This window comes from Pseudomonas sp. B13(2017), assembly GCF_002113245.1.
GTDB lineage: Bacteria > Pseudomonadota > Gammaproteobacteria > Pseudomonadales > Pseudomonadaceae > Aquipseudomonas > Aquipseudomonas putida_Z.
On sequence record NZ_NEJX01000021.1, the window covers coordinates 102,916 to 118,454 of the forward strand.

A 15,539-nucleotide genomic window follows, 5' to 3' on the forward strand; every position below is an offset into this window, starting at 1 on the left:
GTAAACGTAGCAGGTGTTCAGGAAGTTATCGCGGTGCGTCTGTAACAGGGGATGGACTGCCTGCACCGGCCTCTTCGCGGGTAAACCCGCTCCCACAGGTACTGCGCAGATGTTGAGAACTGCGAAGTACCTGTGGGAGCGGGTTTACCCGCGAAGAGGCCGGTACAGGCAAGCTATCAAAGGGCGGGGGAAGCGGTCTCGGCGGCCTCGGCAGGCTGGGCTTCCTGCTGCACCTCGATCGGTGCCGCCTCCGCCGGCGGGGCCACCGGTTGCGAGCCTTGGCTGTCATCCACCACCGGCGCGGCTACCGCCTCGCTGGCCGGGGCAACAGCGGCCGGGGCTGGCGCCGCTTCAACCAAAGGCACCGCCACCGGGGCCGGTGCCACCGGCGCTGCCGCGGCCTGCTCCGGCAGCCCCAGGGCAGCCGCGGGCGCTTCGACCTTCGGCGCGGGCTCCTCGACCTTGGCCTTGCTCTCCTGCTTAGGCTTGGGCTTTGGCAGGTAGCTCTCCACCAGGGCGAAATAGCGGTCATAGAACTGCGCCGCCGTCACCGTCTCGCTGGCCACCTTGACCATCGAGTCGTCGCTGGAGCCGATCGGCATCGACACCGACCCCAGTACACCAACGCCCAGGCTGGCGGAGGTGTTGGACTTTTTCAGGGCGTAGCGGTCCTGCAGGGCGTTGGCGAACATGGTCGAACGCTGCTCGTCGCTCACATCCGGCGCACAGGTGACGTTGAAACTGATCTGCAGGTGGTTCTCGCTGTTCTGCTGGAAGCTCTTGTTGCCCACCACCTGGTTGGCGCCGCTGCTGGTGATGATGTAACCCTGGCTGAGCAAGGCGCGCCGGGCGGCCTCGCAGGAGCCGGCATCACTCACCGGGAAGCTGCGCGAGAAGGTGCCCGAGTCATCGAAGTTCTCGTGCTCGTAGACGGCGGCTTTTTTCGAGGAACAACCGGTCACGCCCGCCAGCACCAGGGCCAGCCCGAGCGCACCAAAGACGGAAGATCTGGTCATTGCGAATTCCGGGTAAGTCGAGAAGGTGCCTATTGTGCAACACAGCAGGCAGGCACAGGAACCGCTGATCGGTGAAGAGTCTGTCAGGTTCGTGTAAATCTGGGTCAAAGGCGGCGATTGCCAGGCGTAAAAACGAAAAAAGCGACCCGAAGGTCGCTTTATCGTGGCTTCGAGGCGTTCAAGGGGCCTCGAGGCGAAGATGGCGCAGCGGACGGGACTCGAACCCGCGACCCCCGGCGTGACAGGCCGGTATTCTAACCGACTGAACTACCGCTGCGTATCATTCAGGCTTGCGCCCGATTGAAACCTGGGTCTACCCTTCCGGCGCGATGGCCTCAGGGCAGGCACAAAAAAAGCGATAACGTGATCGCTTCTCTTGTGTTTGCTTCAAGGTGTTCAAGGGACCTTGAAACGAAGATGGCGCAGCGGACGGGACTCGAACCCGCGACCCCCGGCGTGACAGGCCGGTATTCTAACCGACTGAACTACCGCTGCGTATCGTTCAGGCTTTCGCCCGATTGAAACTGGGATCAGCCCAAGGCGTTTGCCTTGTGGCTTCAGACCGGTGCCAGGCACCCATCTGTTACTGAAAAATGGCGCAGCGGACGGGACTCGAACCCGCGACCCCCGGCGTGACAGGCCGGTATTCTAACCGACTGAACTACCGCTGCGCAGTGCGTTCCTCTCTGGCTATCGGCTTCTTGCGAAACCCGAAGCACCAGGAACATCTCAGGAAGTGGTGGGTGATGACGGGATCGAACCGCCGACCCTCTGCTTGTAAGGCAGATGCTCTCCCGGCTGAGCTAATCACCCTCGCGATGTTGCTTGTTGCGTTTGCTTCGCTGAGGCCGCGAAATTTACGCAGGTGGCGAAGCTAAGTCAATAGCCCCATTGAATTTTTTTCAGAAAAGAGCAAAAAGCGGTTTACCTGTCTGCGGCTGTCGATAGCCTGTACTGGCCTCTTCGCGGGCACGCCCGCTCCCACAGGATCTCCACAGATGCTGACATGTGAGAAATACCTGTGGGAGCGGGCGTGCCCGCGAAGAGGCCGGTACAGGATATGCAAAAGGCTCAGGTGTAGATCATCTTGCGGGTCATGCCGCCATCGACCACGAACTCCTGGCCGGTGACGAACGCCGCTTGCCGAGACAACAGCCAGGCAACCATGGCCGCCACGTCTTCCACTGTCCCTACCCTGCCCGTCGGGTGCTGGGCATGGTCCGCCTCGGTCAACGGTTCGGCACGGCGCTGCGACGGGTCACGGGCATCGATCCAGCCCGGGCTCACCGCATTGACGCGGATCTCCGGGCCCAGGCTCATGGCCAGGGCATGGGTCAAGGCCACCAGGCCGCCCTTGCTCGCCGCGTAGGCCTCGGTATCGGGCTCGGACTGCCGCGCCCGGGTGGAGGTGAGATTGACGATCGCGCCGTTGTGCGCACGCAGGTACGGCGCACAATGCTTGGCCAGCAACATCGGGCCGTTGAGGTTGACCGCAAGCACCCGGTTCCACTGCGCCAGGCTCAGGCTTTCGAGGGTCTGGTTGTGCGGATTGGCGATGGCCGCATTGCACACCAGCGCGTCCAGGCGGCCAAACTGCCCCAGCACCTCGGACACCCCGGCGCTGACCTGGGCCTCGTCGGCAACATCCATGGTGATGAACCAGGCATTGTCACCCAGGGCCTTGGCCGCCTTGGCGCCACGCTGGCGGTCGAGATCGCTGAGCACCACCTGCCAGCCTTCGCAGATCAACCAGGCGGCAATGCCCAGGCCGATGCCGCGCGCGGCACCGGTCACCAGGGCTACCCGGCCGTTATGGCCGGGCGTACCGCCACGGATTTCGATCACAGTGCCGCCAACCCACGCGCCAGGTCGGCCTGCAGGTCGGCCACATCTTCCAGGCCCACGGCAACGCGGATCAGGCTGTCGCGGATGCCGGCGGCTTCACGTTCCTGCGGCGTCAGACGACCGTGGGAGGTGGTGGCCGGGTGGGCGATGGTGGTCTTGCTGTCACCCAGGTTGGTGGTGATGGAAATCACCCGGGTAGCGTCGATGAAGCGCCAGGCGCCCTCTTTGCCACCCTTGACCTCGAAGCTGACCACCGCACCGAAGCCACTCATCTGGCGCTTGGCCAGTTCGTGCTGCGGGTGGCTCGGCAGGCCGGCGTAATGCACCTTCTCCACGCCCTCCTGCTGCTCCAGCCATTCGGCCAGTACCTGGGCGCTTTCGCAGTGCGCACGCATGCGCAGGCGCAGGGTTTCCAGGCCCTTGGTGAAGATCCAGGCGTTGAACGGGCTGAGGGTGGGGCCTGCGGTACGCAGGAAGCCCACCACTTCTTTCATCTGCTCGGCACGGCCGGCAACCACGCCACCCATGCAGCGGCCCTGGCCGTCGATGAACTTGGTGGCCGAGTGGAACACGATGTCGGCACCCAGCTTCAGCGGCTGCTGCAGCGCCGGAGTGCTGAAGCAGTTGTCCACCACCAGCATGGCACCGTGGGCATGGGCGATTTCGCTGAGGGCGGTGATATCGACCAGCTCGGCCAGCGGATTGGACGGCGATTCGACGATCAGCAGCTTGGTATTGGCCTTGATGGCATTTTCCCAGCCGGCGAGGTCGACCAGTGGCACGTAGTCCACCTGCACGCCAAAGCGCTTGAAGTACTTCTCGAACAGGCTGATGGTCGAGCCGAACACGCTCTGCGACACCAGCACATGGTCACCGGCACTGCACAGCGACATCACCACGGCGAGGATCGCCGCCATGCCGGTGGAGGTGCCCACGGCCTGCTCGGCGCCCTCCATGGCCGCCAGGCGCTCCTCGAAGGCACGCACAGACGGGTTGGTGTAGCGCGAATAGACGTTGCCCGGCGTTTCGCCGGCAAAGCGCGCGGCGGCATCGGCAGCCGTGCGGAACACATAGCTGGAAGTCAGGAACAGCGCTTCGCTGTGCTCGGCCTCCGGTGTACGGTTTTGACCGGCGCGCACCGCCAGGGTGTCGAAACCGACACCCTCGAGGTCACTGTCCAGTCGTCCGGCATCCCATTGATCCGTCATGCCGTCGCTCCCGAAATCAGTTGTTGTAGAGGTCGATGATCGCGCTGACCGCCTGGTTCTTGACCTTGGCCAGGTCGTTACGAGCCTGCTCGATACGGTCGAGGTAGGCTTCGTCGATATCGCCGGTGACGTACTCACCGTTGAATACCGCGCAATCGAAGTGGTCGATCTTGATCTTGCCGCCACCGACCGAGTCGATCAGGTCCGGCAGGTCCTGGTAGACCAGCCAGTCGGCGCCAATCAACTCGGCCACTTGTTCGGTGGTACGGTTGTGGGCGATCAGTTCGTGAACACTCGGCATGTCGATGCCGTAGACGTTGGGGTAGCGCACCGCAGGGGCTGCGGAGCAGAAGTAGACGTTCTTGGCGCCGGCTTCGCGGGCCATCTGGATGATCTGCTTGCAGGTGGTGCCGCGCACGATCGAGTCGTCCACCAGCATCACGTTCTTGCCGCGGAACTCCAGCTCGATGGCATTGAGCTTCTGGCGTACCGATTTCTTGCGCGCGGCCTGGCCGGGCATGATGAAGGTACGGCCGATATAGCGGTTCTTGACGAAGCCTTCGCGGAACTTGACGCCCAGGCGGTTGGCCAGTTCCAGGGCCGCGGTGCGGCTGGTGTCCGGGATCGGGATGACCACGTCGATGTCGTGCTCGGGGCGCTCGCGCATGATCTTGTCGGCCAGTTTTTCACCCATGCGCAGACGGGCCTTGTACACCGACACGCCATCCATGATCGAGTCCGGGCGGGCCAGGTAGACATGCTCGAAGATGCACGGTTGCAGCTTCGGTGCTTCGGCGCACTGCTTGGTGTACAGCTGGCCTTCTTCGGTGATGTATACCGCTTCGCCCGGCGCCAGGTCGCGGATCAGGGTGAAGCCGAGCACGTCCAGGGCCACGCTTTCCGAGGCGATCATGTATTCCACGCCTTCGTCGGTGTGACGCTGGCCGAACACCACCGGGCGGATGCCGTTGGGGTCACGGAAGCCGACGATGCCGTAGCCGGTGATCATCGCCACCACGGCGTAACCGCCGACGCAGCGGCTGTGCACGTGGGAAACCGCGGCGAACACGTCTTCTTCGGTCGGCTGCAGCTTGCCACGCACCGCCAGCTCATGGGCGAACACGTTCAGCAGTACTTCCGAGTCGGAGTTGGTGTTGACGTGGCGCAGGTCGGACTCGTAGATCTCCTTGGCCAGCTGCTCGACGTTGGTCAGGTTGCCGTTGTGTGCCAGGGTGATGCCGTATGGCGAGTTGACGTAGAACGGCTGGGCCTCGGCCGAGGTCGAGCTGCCCGCAGTCGGGTAGCGCACGTGGCCGATGCCGATGTTGCCGACCAGGCGCTGCATGTGGCGCTGCTGGAACACGTCGCGCACCAGGCCATTATCCTTGCGCAGGAACAACCGGCCGTCATGGCTGGTCACGATACCGGCAGCGTCCTGGCCGCGGTGCTGGAGGACCGTAAGCGCGTCATACAGCGCCTGATTGACGTTCGACTTACCGACGATACCGACGATGCCACACATGCGACGCAACCCCTACTTTGACGAAACTTGAGTGAATAGCGCTCAGGGCTTTGCCGGCCCGAGCAACTGTTCCTTGAACGGAAGATCAGCTGGAGTGCCGATCAGCCCACTGGGTGTCCACTGGCCGGTAAAACCCAGGATCAGGTTTTTCGACCAGTCGGCGACCAAGAGAAATTGTGGTATCAGGCGTGATTCCTGCCACCAGGTGTCCTGTTGAACCGGCCCCAGGCTGATCAGCCCGATGGCCACCACCACCAGCAAGGCCCCGCGCGCGGCGCCGAAGGCCATGCCCAGGAAACGATCGGTACCGGACAGCCCGGTCACGCGGATCAGCTCGCCGATGAGGAAGTTGATCATGGCCCCCACCAGCAAGGTGGCGACGAAAAGAATGGCGCAGCCGGCGATGACGCGCATCGACGGCGTCTGGATGTAGCTTTCAAGATACACCGAGAGCGAACCGCCGAACATCCAGGCAACCGCACCGGCAATGATCCAGATGAGCAAGGACAAGGCTTCCTTGACGAAGCCGCGCTTGAGACTGATCAGTGTGGAGACGGCGATGATCGCGATGATCGCCCAATCAACCAAGGTAAATGCCACGGTGCTGCCTGCAGACGTTTGAGGCGGCGCATTTTAACAGAGCGGCGGGGGCTTGGGTAAGCGGAATGTCAGGTGATTAGCGCCACCCGGGCTTACGCGATCTTTGTGGGAGCGGCCTTGTGTCGCGAAAGGGCCGCAAAGCGGCCCCGGCGATTCTGGCTGTGTCGTTGAGATCCTGGGGCCGCTTCGCGGCCCTTTCGCGACACAAGGCCGCTCCCACATGGACCGCGCCGCTGCAAGACCTATACAGAACCCGCGAATGAGCGGCAAAGCCGACCCCGGGTTTATCAGCTGCGCTCAGGCTGGAAGCGCACCACGAAGCCCTTGAGGCTGTTCTGGCGGTTGATGGCGTCGCGCACGCGCTCGGCCTCGGCCCGCTCGATCAGCGGCCCCACGTACACCCGGTTCATGCCACCCGCCGAGCGGATATAGGCGTTGTAACCCTGGCTACGCAAGGTTTGCTGCAGCTTTTCGGCCCCGGCACGGTTGGACAGGCTGGCCAACTGGATCGACCAGCTGACCGGCAGGCCATTGACGTCGATCTTCGATGGCGCCGCCGGCGCGGCCGGCTTGGCTGCCGGCTGAGGCTCGACCTTGGCCACGGGCGCCTGCGGCTTGGCGGGCTGAGGCTGAGGCTGCACCTGCGCCTGAGGCTGGGTCTGCGGTGACGGGGTAATCGGCTGGCTGGGCGCGCTCGCCGGCGCGGTGGACTCGTCCACCACCACCGGTGGCTGTTGCGGCTCTTGCGCAATGGCCTGCGGCTCCGGCACGGCGACCGGTTCCACCTTCACTTCCGGCAGGCTTGGCATGGCCGGCGCCTGCGGGGCCTCGACGCGCACCTGACGCATCTCGTCCTCGCGAGTGAACAGCATCGGCAGGAAAATCACCGCCAGCGCCACCAGCACCAACGCACCCACCATGCGCTGTTTCATCCCTTTATCCAGCACTGCCATCTACTCCACCCTCCTGGGCGTGCCGCTCCAGCCATTCCAGTGCCTGGGCAACACAGAAAAACGAACCGAACAGCAAGATCTGGTCATCCGCCGTTGCCTGCGCGCATTGCCCTTCAAGGGCAGCATCGACGCTGGCATAAGACTTCACCGCGGCGCCGACGTTCGTCAAGGCCGTGGCCAGCTCCGCAGCCGGGCGGCTGCGCGGGGTATCCAGTGGCGCCACTGCCCAGTCGTCGACCAGCCCCTGCAGCGGCGCGACAACACCGTCCAGGTCCTTGTCGGCGAGCAGGCCGAACACCGCCAGGCGGCGCCCCTTCAGCGGCCGGGCCGCCAGGCGCCGGGCCAGGTACTCCGCGGCGTGCGGGTTGTGCCCGACATCCAGCAACAGTTCCACCGGCTTGCCCTGCCAGCTCAGCAGGCGACGGTCGAGGCGACCCGTGATGCGGGTATCCAGCAGCGCCTGGCGAATCTGCCCGGCGTCCCAGGGCAGGCCCATCAGCAGGTAGGCCTGCAGGGCCAGCGTGGCGTTTTCCATGGGCAGGTCGAGCAAAGGCAGGCCACGCAGCTCTACCGGCGCACCATCAGCCGCAGTACCCCGCCAGTTCCAACTGCCATCGGCACTGGCCAGGTCGAAGTCACGACCACGCAGGAACAGCGGCGCAGCCAGTTCGGCGGCCTTGTCCAGCAGCGGCCGAGGCGGATCCAGGTCACCGCACAGTGCCGGCTTGCCCTGACGGAAGATGCCGGCCTTCTCGAAGGCCACCAGCTCGCGGGTATCACCCAGGTAATCGACATGGTCGACGCCGATGCTGGTCACCAGGGCCAGGTCGGCATCCACCACGTTCACGGTATCCAGGCGGCCACCAAGGCCCACTTCCAGTACCACGGCATCCAGCTGCGACTGGTAGAACAACCAGAACGCGGCCAGGGTGCCCATCTCGAAGTAGGTCAGGGAAATATCGCCCCGCGCCGCCTCGACGGCGGCGAAGGCTTCGCACAGGCGCTCATCGCTGGCCTCTTGGCCATCGATCAGCACCCGCTCGTTGTAACGCAACAGGTGAGGCGAGCTGTACACGCCGACCTTGAGCCCCTGGGCACGCAGCAGCGAGGCCACGAAGGCGCAGGTCGAGCCCTTGCCGTTGGTGCCGGTCACCGTCACCACGCGTGGCGCCAGCTTGCCCAGCGCCAGCCGGGCAAGCACCTTCTGCGAACGCTCCAGGCCCATGTCGATGGCCGAGGGGTGCAACTGCTCGAGGTAGGCGAGCCATTCGCCCAGGGATCGTTGTTTCATCACGCGACGGCAGCCGCCTCACGCGCTTGCTCCGGGGTTTCCTGGCCGGTCATCTGCGCCAGCAGGCGGGCCAGACGCGGGCGCAGTTCGCCACGGGAGATGATCAGGTCGATGGCGCCGTGCTCCAGCAGGAACTCGCTGCGCTGGAAGCCTTCCGGCAGCTTCTCGCGCACGGTCTGCTCGATCACGCGCGGGCCGGCGAAGCCGATCAGTGCCTTCGGCTCACCGACGATCACGTCACCGAGCATGGCCAGGCTGGCGGAAACACCACCGTATACAGGGTCGGTCAGTACCGAGATGAACGGGATGCCTTCTTCACGCAGGCGCGCCAGCACGGCCGAGGTCTTGGCCATCTGCATCAGCGAGATCAGCGCTTCCTGCATGCGTGCACCGCCCGAAGCGGAGAAGCAGACCATCGGGCAGCGGTGCTCCAGGGCATAGTTGGCCGCGCGCACGAAGCGCTCGCCGACGATGGCACCCATGGAGCCGCCCATGAACGAGAACTCGAAGGCGCTGACCACGATCGGCATGCCCATCAGGGTGCCGCTCATGGAGATCAGGGCGTCCTTCTCGCCAGTCTGCTTCTGCGCCCCGGTCAGGCGGTCCTTGTACTTCTTGCCATCACGGAACTTCAGGCGGTCGACCGGCTCCAGGTCGGCGCCCAGTTCGGCACGGCCATCGGCGTCGAGGAAGATGTCGATGCGCGCACGTGCGCCGATGCGCATGTGGTGGTTGCACTTGGGGCAGACATCCAGGGTCTTTTCCAGCTCCGGACGATACAGCACGGCCTCGCAGGCCGGGCACTTGTGCCACAGGCCTTCAGGCACCGAGCTCTTCTTCACCTCGGAACGCATGATCGAAGGGATCAGTTTGTCGACTAACCAGTTGCTCATGCTTTCTTTCTCCAGTATTGGCAGGCGTGGGCCGGTGTCGCCGGCCCTGCCCTGCCCTTGAGCTCAAAATCTTTTATGAAACGATGATGGACCGGCCGCCGGGACTTCCAGCGCGCCACCCCACCGCTAATGTGTTGTCTTGCCGCCACAGGCGCAGGCGGCTGCCCCGCAGGGCTGCGAAAGCTATGGACGATGGCGCGCAGCCAGCCGTCACATCTGCCATCACGCCTGTTTCACCGCACGCATGAATGCCTCGATCTTCGCCGCGTCCTTGATGCCCTTGGCTTGCTCCACGCCGCCACTGACATCCACCGCGTACGGCCGCACCTGGGCGATGGCCTGGCCGACATTGTCGGCAGACAACCCGCCCGCCAGTATGATCGGCTTGCTCAGGCGCGCCGGCACCAGCGACCAGTCGAACGCTTCACCGGTGCCTCCGGGTACGCCTGGCACATAGGTGTCCAGCAGAATGCCGCGGGCACCGGCGTAAAGCTGGCAGGCCGCCTCCAGGTCGTCGCCCGGGCGCACGCGCAGGGCCTTGATCCAGGGGCGGTGGTAGCCTTCGCAGTCCTGCGGGGTTTCATCGCCGTGGAACTGTAGCAGGTCCAGCGGAACCACTTCGAGGATCTCGTTCAGCTCGCAGCGCGAAGCGTTGACGAACAGCCCGACCGTGGTCACGAACGGCGGCAGCTCGGCGATGATCGCCCGCGCCTGGCGCACGTCCACGGCGCGCGGGCTCTTGGCATAGAAGACGAGGCCGATGGCATCGGCGCCCGCTTCGGCAGCGGCCAGTGCGTCTTCGATGCGGGTAATCCCGCAGATCTTGCTGCGAACATTGCTCATGGACAGCGAACCCTGCTTGTTACGGTGAAAGGCCGGATGTTAGCAAATGACTTTTCGCCCGTCAGTCTGCCAATGCCTCGTAGCCGGTCAAAAAGTGTGGGCCGATGTAACGCTTGGGCAGCGCGTATTCCTCGGGGTACTCCACCTGCACCAGGTAGAGCCCGTACGGGTGCGCCGTGACCCCGCCTTCGCGGCGGTTGCGCCCCTCCAGCACCTCACGCGCCCAGGTGACCGGGCGCTCTCCCGCGCCGATGGCCATCAGTACACCGGCAATGTTACGCACCATGTGGTGCAGGAAGGCCGTGGCGCGCACATCCAGCACGATCATCTGGCCATGGCGGGTGACGCGCAGGTGGTAGATGTGCTTGATCGGCGACTTGGCCTGGCACTGGCTGGCGCGGAAGGCACTGAAGTCATGGGTGCCGAGCAGGTACTGCGCGGCTTCGGCCATGCGTTCGACATCCAGCGGGCGGTGGTTCCATGTGACTTCCTCGGCCAGGTGCGCCGGGCGGATCGGGTCGTTGTAGATGACGTAGCGGTAACGCCGGGCGCAGGCCTTGAAGCGGGCATGGAAGTCGGCCGGCATCGGCCGCGACCAGACCACGCTGATGTCATGGGGCAGATTGAAGTTGGTGCCCATGGTCCAGGCGCGTTCGTCGCGCACGGCGCGGGTGTCGAAGTGCACGATCTGCCCGCAGCCATGCACGCCGGCGTCGGTGCGCCCGGCGCAGATCACCGAGATCGGCTCGTTGGCCACCTTGGACAGGGCCTGCTCCAGGGCCTGCTGGACACTGGGCACGCCACTGGCCTGGCGCTGCCAGCCACGATAGCGCGCGCCTTTGTATTCCACGCCCAGGGCGATGCGGGAGTAGCCTTCGGCCGCGGACTCGGCGGCGGTGTCGATGATGTCCAAGAGCATGAAACCTGTGGGGTGTACGGAATGGCGGGGATTATAACGACAACGGCAACCGTGTAGGGCTGCCGTTGAATATGCACCGCATTTGAGGGCCTCTTCGCGGGCTCGCCCGCTCCTACAGGTTACTCACAAGGTCGAAAATGTGTGGAGATCCTGTGGGAGCGGGCAAGCCCGCGAAGAGGCCGGCCCTGCTTACATCAGACCAGCCGGGAGAGCATGTCCTCGGCTTCCTGACGCTGGCTGTCGTCGCCATCCTTGACCACTTCATCGAGGATGTCGCGCGCGCCCTGGTTGTCGCCCATGTCGATATAGGCGCGGGCCAGGTCAAGCTTGGTGGCCACTTCGTCGCTACCGGAGAAGAAGTCGAAGTCCAGGTCGTCCAGTGGCTCGGGCTCTGGCTGGGCAACTGCGTCTTCACTGGTGAAGTGCGGCTCCAGCGACGGCGATTCGAGGCTCTGCGACAGCTTGTCCAGCTCGGCGTTGACGTCGTTCAGCTCCGAGGCAAAGCTCTTGGCTGCCGGCGAATCGTCTTCCAGCGACAGCGAAAGATCGAAGTCGGACGGCAGGTCGAACTCGGAAAGCGGGTCGAACGCTGGCTCGCTGTCGAAGGCAGCCAACTCGGCGGCGACATCCACCGGGGCTTCGTCCACCGCTGCCGGGGCGACCGGGGCAACCGGCTCGCTGATGTCGAGGTCGAAATCGGACAGGTCCACAGCGGGCTGTGGCTCAGCCTGGGCCAGCATGGCCTCGAACTCGGCGTCGGCGTCGGCCTGCAGTTCGGCATCCACGGCAAACGGCTCGTCTTCCGGCTGAGCCGTTTCCAGCACCGGCTCATCCAGTACCGGCTCGTCGACGACAGGTTGCTGGGCCACCGATTCGTCCAGCAGCGGCGCCGCCAGCGGGTCTTGCTCGGGCAGGTCGTCACCCAGGCTCAGGTCGAAGGCACTGTCCAGGTCCTGCTCGTCCAGGCCCGGCGCATCGAGGGTCGGCACTTCATCGAAGGCATCCAGCTCAGCATCCAGATCAACTTCGGGCTCGAGCACTGCCTCAGGTTCCACCTGGGCAACGGCCTCTGGTTCAACCGCCACCTCTGGCTCGAACGCCGGCTCTTCCTCGGGTGCCACGTCGGCAACCACTGGCGTTTCAGGCTGATCCTGCAGCAGTTCCTGCACGTACTGCTCATCCATCTCGGCAGCCAGGGCCGCCGCGCCCAGGCCGGCAGCGGCCAGGCCGAGCATGGCCGGGTAGCGCTCCTTCAGCCCGGCAACAGCTGCACTGTTCTGCTCGCTGGCCGGCAGCTTGCGTTCCTGCTCGACGAACGCGCTCTGGTCACCCTGGCGGGCGTACACATCCATCAGTTTCAGGCGCAGGTCGTCACGCTGCGGCGCGGCGGCCACGGCAGGCTCCAGCAGGTCGGTAGCGCGGTTCAGGCGGCCTTCGGCCACGCATTGCTCGACCTCCGCCAGCAGCGCGGCGTGGGGGTCGGCTTGCGGTTCAGGTTGCGCCTCGACGGCGGGTGCCGATGTTTTTTCCGCGGCGGTGGCGGCGGCAGCCGAAGCAGCGACCACGGCCGGCGACAGGGTCACGCTCGGGGCCGAGACCTCGACGCCATCGAAGCTTGCGCTATCGCTGTCGAAGCCTGCGCCCTGCTCTTCTTCCAGCGCCCGCGCCATGCGCAGGTGCTTTTCAGCCTCCTGCTGGGCCTTGCGCTTGCGCGCCAGCAACAACAGCAGAAGCAGCAGTACGAGGAAGGCACTACCGGCAATCAGCCCAAGCAGCAGCGGGTTGCCCATGATTTCGTCGACCATGCTGCCAGGCTGGCCGGCAGGTGCGGCCTCGGCGGCGGGCACCGGCTTGGGTGCGGTATCGACGGCGACAGGCGCAGGCTTGGCGACCGGTTGGGCCGGTGCCGCCGCACCCTGGGCTTCAAGGCGGGCCAGCTGGTTGTTCTTCAGCTCGATCAGACGCTGCAGCTTGTCCAGCTGGCTCTGCAGGTCGGCCATGCGGCTCTTGAGCTCTTCGTTGTCGCGACGGCTGGTGTCCAGGCTTTCCTGGGCCACCGCCAGCTTGTCGTTGAGGGCCTTGGCCTGGTCGGCACCGGCCTGGTTGCCCGGGCTGACCAGGCGCAGGTTGTCGCCCTGGGCGATACGCGCCGGCGCTGCCTCGGCGGCACCGCGACGGGTGGCGTCCAGCTGGCGAGCACGCGGGCCCAGGCGGCGGCCTTCACGCCAGGCGGCATACTGCTCGGCCACCTCAGCGGTCGCCTCGCCCTGCGCGATATTCTGGATCTGCTGCTGGTCGGGCAGGCGCAACACCTGGCCAACCTTCAGCTGGTTGATGTTGTTGCCGATGAAGGCGTCCGGGTTCAGCGCCTGGATCGCGATCATGGTCTGCTGGATCGACCCCCCCTGGGTGTTGCGCGCGGCAATCTGCCACAAGGTGTCGCGGCGTTGGGTGGTGTAGCTGCCGGCAGCGGTCACCGCTGGCGCGACATTGCCTGCCGCCGGCTTGTCGCCCTGGGCCTTGGCCTGGTCGAGCAGCACGCTGTAGTCACGCAGCAGGCGGCCCTGCGGCCACATCACCTGGACCAGGAACTTTACCACCGGTTCAGGCAGCGGCTGGCTGGAGGTAACCCGCAGCACGCTCTTGCCGTTGGGGTTGATCACCGGCGTGAAGGTGAGGTCTTCGAGGTACGTCGGCAGCGCCACCCCGGCCTTGCTGAACTCTTCCGGCGGCGCCAGGCTCGGCGCCACTTCGGCGGCGGTGAGGTCGCGCACGTCGAGCAGCTCGATCTCGGCGTCCAGGGGCTGGTTCTGTGCCGACTTGAGGGTCAGCTCCCCCAGGCCCAGGGCATTCGCCATGCCCGACGACAGCGCCGATGCTGCAGCCATGGCCAGAACCAGTTTGCGAATTCGAAGCATGACCTCTTCCCTTGTATAAAGCGTCCTGAAACCTGCATGCGGAGCAGGACAATAGTGCTCGCCAGTATCTTTTACGGCATGTGTTTAATCAACAATTGCGCCACTTGCACGGCATTGAGCGCGGCGCCTTTGCGCACGTTGTCGGTGGTCAGCCAGAGGTTGAGTTGCTGGTCTTCATCAACACCGTGCCGTACACGACCAACATAGACCACGTCCTGGCCCACTGCGTCGCCTACCGGGGTCGGATAATCATCGCGCTCCACCAGTTCGACGCTGTCGGCCGCCTCGAGGGCCTGGTTGACAGCGTCCAGGTCTACCGGGCGACGGCTCTGCACCGCCACACTGAAGCTATCGCCGAAAAACACCGGGACTTGAACGCAGCTCACGGAAATCTTCAGTTCCGGCAGGCCCAGCAGCACGCGCAGCTCGCTGACCAGGCGGTGCTCCAGGGCCGTGTGGCCTTGCTCATCGGCGGCTCCGACCTGGGCCAGCATGTTGAACGCCACCTGGCGATCGAAGAAGCGTGGCTCCAGGGGGCGGGCATTGAGCAGCTCGGCGGTTTGCCGGGCGAGTTCGTTGACCGCTTCACGGCCTTGTGCGGACACCGCCAGCGCGGCCATTACCTGCACCCGCTCGATATCCAGCAGGCCTTTGAGCGGTGCCAGTGCAACGGCCAGGGCAACCGCGGCCGAGCACGGGCTGACGATGCGGGCGGGCAATGCCAGGCTGGCCAGGCGTTCGGCGTTGGCTTCTGGCACCAGGGCGAGGGCGTCGTCCAGGCCAGCGGACAGGTCGATGACCGTGCAGCCTGCCTGCAGCGCCTTGCTGGCAAAGCTGCGGCTGACGGCGGCGCCTGCGGCGAAGAAGGCCAACTTGACCTGGGCGAAGTCGAAGCTGTCCACTTCACGCACCTTCAGCTTCTTGCCGGCGAACATCACGCTGCTGCCCGCCGATTCCATGCTGGCCAGCAGGTGCAGGGTGGCGACCGGGAAATCCAGCTCTTCGAGGATCTGCACCAGGGCTTCACCGACGCTGCCGGTGGCGCCGACGACGGCGATGTCCAAAGGGTGTGTCATGGAAGGGATCCTTTTGCTGAAAACGGCGGGGGCGGCACTTTACTCGGATTGTAGAGTTTTGTCTGTGCTGGCCCAAACCTAGAGCTGCGCTGCGCCGCGCCGATCTTGATCTTGATCTTGATCTTGATCTTGATCTTGATCTTCGCGACTTCAGGAGGCCGAGCAGAGGTCTTGCGGAGGGAGGTGACGGGCATGGATGCCCGTCAAGCGCTGAGGCCCCATGGATGGGGCCTGCAGCGCGTACTCCCGGGAGCAAGACCGGCGCGAGGGAACCCCGGAGCGTAGCGGAGGGGCCGGATGATGGGAGCGCAGCGTTTTTTGGTTACTTTTTGCCGCGTTTGGCAAAAAGTGACTCGCCGTAAGGGCGAAAAGGTGAGTAAGCGTCGCCATCGTAAATGGACTATGCGCGAGATCAAGACCAGTACTTTTCCGCTCTTCGCTCTTCGCTCTTCGCT

The 15,539-nt window shown here is 64.8% G+C and carries 13 protein-coding genes and 4 tRNA genes; all 17 read right to left on the minus strand.

The features are described 5' to 3' along the window. Positions 1-176 precede the first annotated feature (176 nt). A complete protein-coding gene (locus CAG44_RS23160) occupies positions 177-1,016 on the minus strand; it encodes a DUF2242 domain-containing protein (RefSeq protein ID WP_085589227.1) in 840 nt (279 codons plus the stop codon). Positions 1,017-1,216: 200 nt separating this feature from the next. Next, positions 1,217-1,293: transfer RNA gene (locus CAG44_RS23165), tRNA-Asp, on the minus strand. Positions 1,294-1,434: 141 nt separating this feature from the next. Next, positions 1,435-1,511: transfer RNA gene (locus CAG44_RS23170), tRNA-Asp, on the minus strand. A gap of 99 nt (positions 1,512-1,610) precedes the next feature. Continuing rightward, positions 1,611-1,687, minus strand: a tRNA-Asp gene (locus CAG44_RS23175). A 66-nt stretch (positions 1,688-1,753) separates the two neighbouring features. Next, positions 1,754-1,829: transfer RNA gene (locus CAG44_RS23180), tRNA-Val, on the minus strand. 258 nt (positions 1,830-2,087) lie between these two features. Beyond that, the gene (locus tag CAG44_RS23185; RefSeq protein WP_013971614.1) at positions 2,088-2,861 is read right to left on the minus strand and encodes an SDR family oxidoreductase; all 774 of its coding nucleotides are present in this window, start codon (positions 2,859-2,861) and stop codon (positions 2,088-2,090) included. Next, the gene (locus CAG44_RS23190) at positions 2,858-4,069 is read right to left on the minus strand and encodes an O-succinylhomoserine sulfhydrylase (RefSeq protein WP_085589225.1); all 1,212 of its coding nucleotides are present in this window, start codon (positions 4,067-4,069) and stop codon (positions 2,858-2,860) included. The genes CAG44_RS23185 and CAG44_RS23190 overlap by 4 nt, the downstream gene beginning before the upstream one ends. 16 nt (positions 4,070-4,085) lie before the next feature. Then, positions 4,086-5,591, minus strand: coding sequence for an amidophosphoribosyltransferase (gene purF, locus CAG44_RS23195; RefSeq protein ID WP_025338246.1), 1,506 nt, complete (start codon positions 5,589-5,591; stop codon positions 4,086-4,088). A gap of 42 nt (positions 5,592-5,633) precedes the next feature. Then, a complete protein-coding gene (locus tag CAG44_RS23200; RefSeq protein WP_013971612.1) occupies positions 5,634-6,191 on the minus strand; it encodes a CvpA family protein in 558 nt (185 codons plus the stop codon). A gap of 287 nt (positions 6,192-6,478) precedes the next feature. Beyond that, positions 6,479-7,144, minus strand: coding sequence for an SPOR domain-containing protein (locus tag CAG44_RS23205; RefSeq protein WP_085589223.1), 666 nt, complete (start codon positions 7,142-7,144; stop codon positions 6,479-6,481). Next, complete coding sequence (gene folC / locus CAG44_RS23210) at positions 7,128-8,435, minus strand: bifunctional tetrahydrofolate synthase/dihydrofolate synthase (RefSeq protein WP_085589221.1); 1,308 nt, start codon at positions 8,433-8,435, stop codon at positions 7,128-7,130. Before folC ends, CAG44_RS23205 begins: the two co-directional genes overlap by 17 nt. Beyond that, on the minus strand, positions 8,435-9,328 hold the full coding sequence (gene accD, locus CAG44_RS23215; RefSeq protein WP_025338243.1) for an acetyl-CoA carboxylase, carboxyltransferase subunit beta: 894 nt from the start codon (positions 9,326-9,328) through the stop codon (positions 8,435-8,437). Before accD ends, folC begins: the two co-directional genes overlap by 1 nt. A 222-nt stretch (positions 9,329-9,550) precedes the next feature. Beyond that, positions 9,551-10,171 (minus strand): phosphoribosylanthranilate isomerase, encoded by a 621-nt coding sequence (locus tag CAG44_RS23220; protein ID WP_025338242.1) that lies wholly within the window; start codon positions 10,169-10,171, stop codon positions 9,551-9,553. 61 nt (positions 10,172-10,232) lie between these two features. Then, positions 10,233-11,090 carry a tRNA pseudouridine(38-40) synthase TruA gene (gene truA, locus CAG44_RS23225; RefSeq protein ID WP_085589219.1) on the minus strand — a complete coding sequence of 286 codons (858 nt, stop codon included), beginning with the start codon at positions 11,088-11,090 and terminating at the stop codon, positions 10,233-10,235. A 194-nt stretch (positions 11,091-11,284) separates the two neighbouring features. Then, entirely contained in the window at positions 11,285-14,008 is a 2,724-nt protein-coding gene (locus tag CAG44_RS23230; RefSeq protein WP_085693073.1) for a FimV/HubP family polar landmark protein, read from the minus strand. Between the two features lie 71 nt (positions 14,009-14,079). After that, positions 14,080-15,084 (minus strand): aspartate-semialdehyde dehydrogenase, encoded by a 1,005-nt coding sequence (locus CAG44_RS23235; protein WP_075044156.1) that lies wholly within the window; start codon positions 15,082-15,084, stop codon positions 14,080-14,082. Further along, positions 15,081-15,278 carry a hypothetical protein gene (locus CAG44_RS23240; RefSeq protein WP_085693074.1) on the minus strand — a complete coding sequence of 66 codons (198 nt, stop codon included), beginning with the start codon at positions 15,276-15,278 and terminating at the stop codon, positions 15,081-15,083. Before CAG44_RS23240 ends, CAG44_RS23235 begins: the two co-directional genes overlap by 4 nt. Between the last annotated feature and the right edge of the window lie 261 nt (positions 15,279-15,539).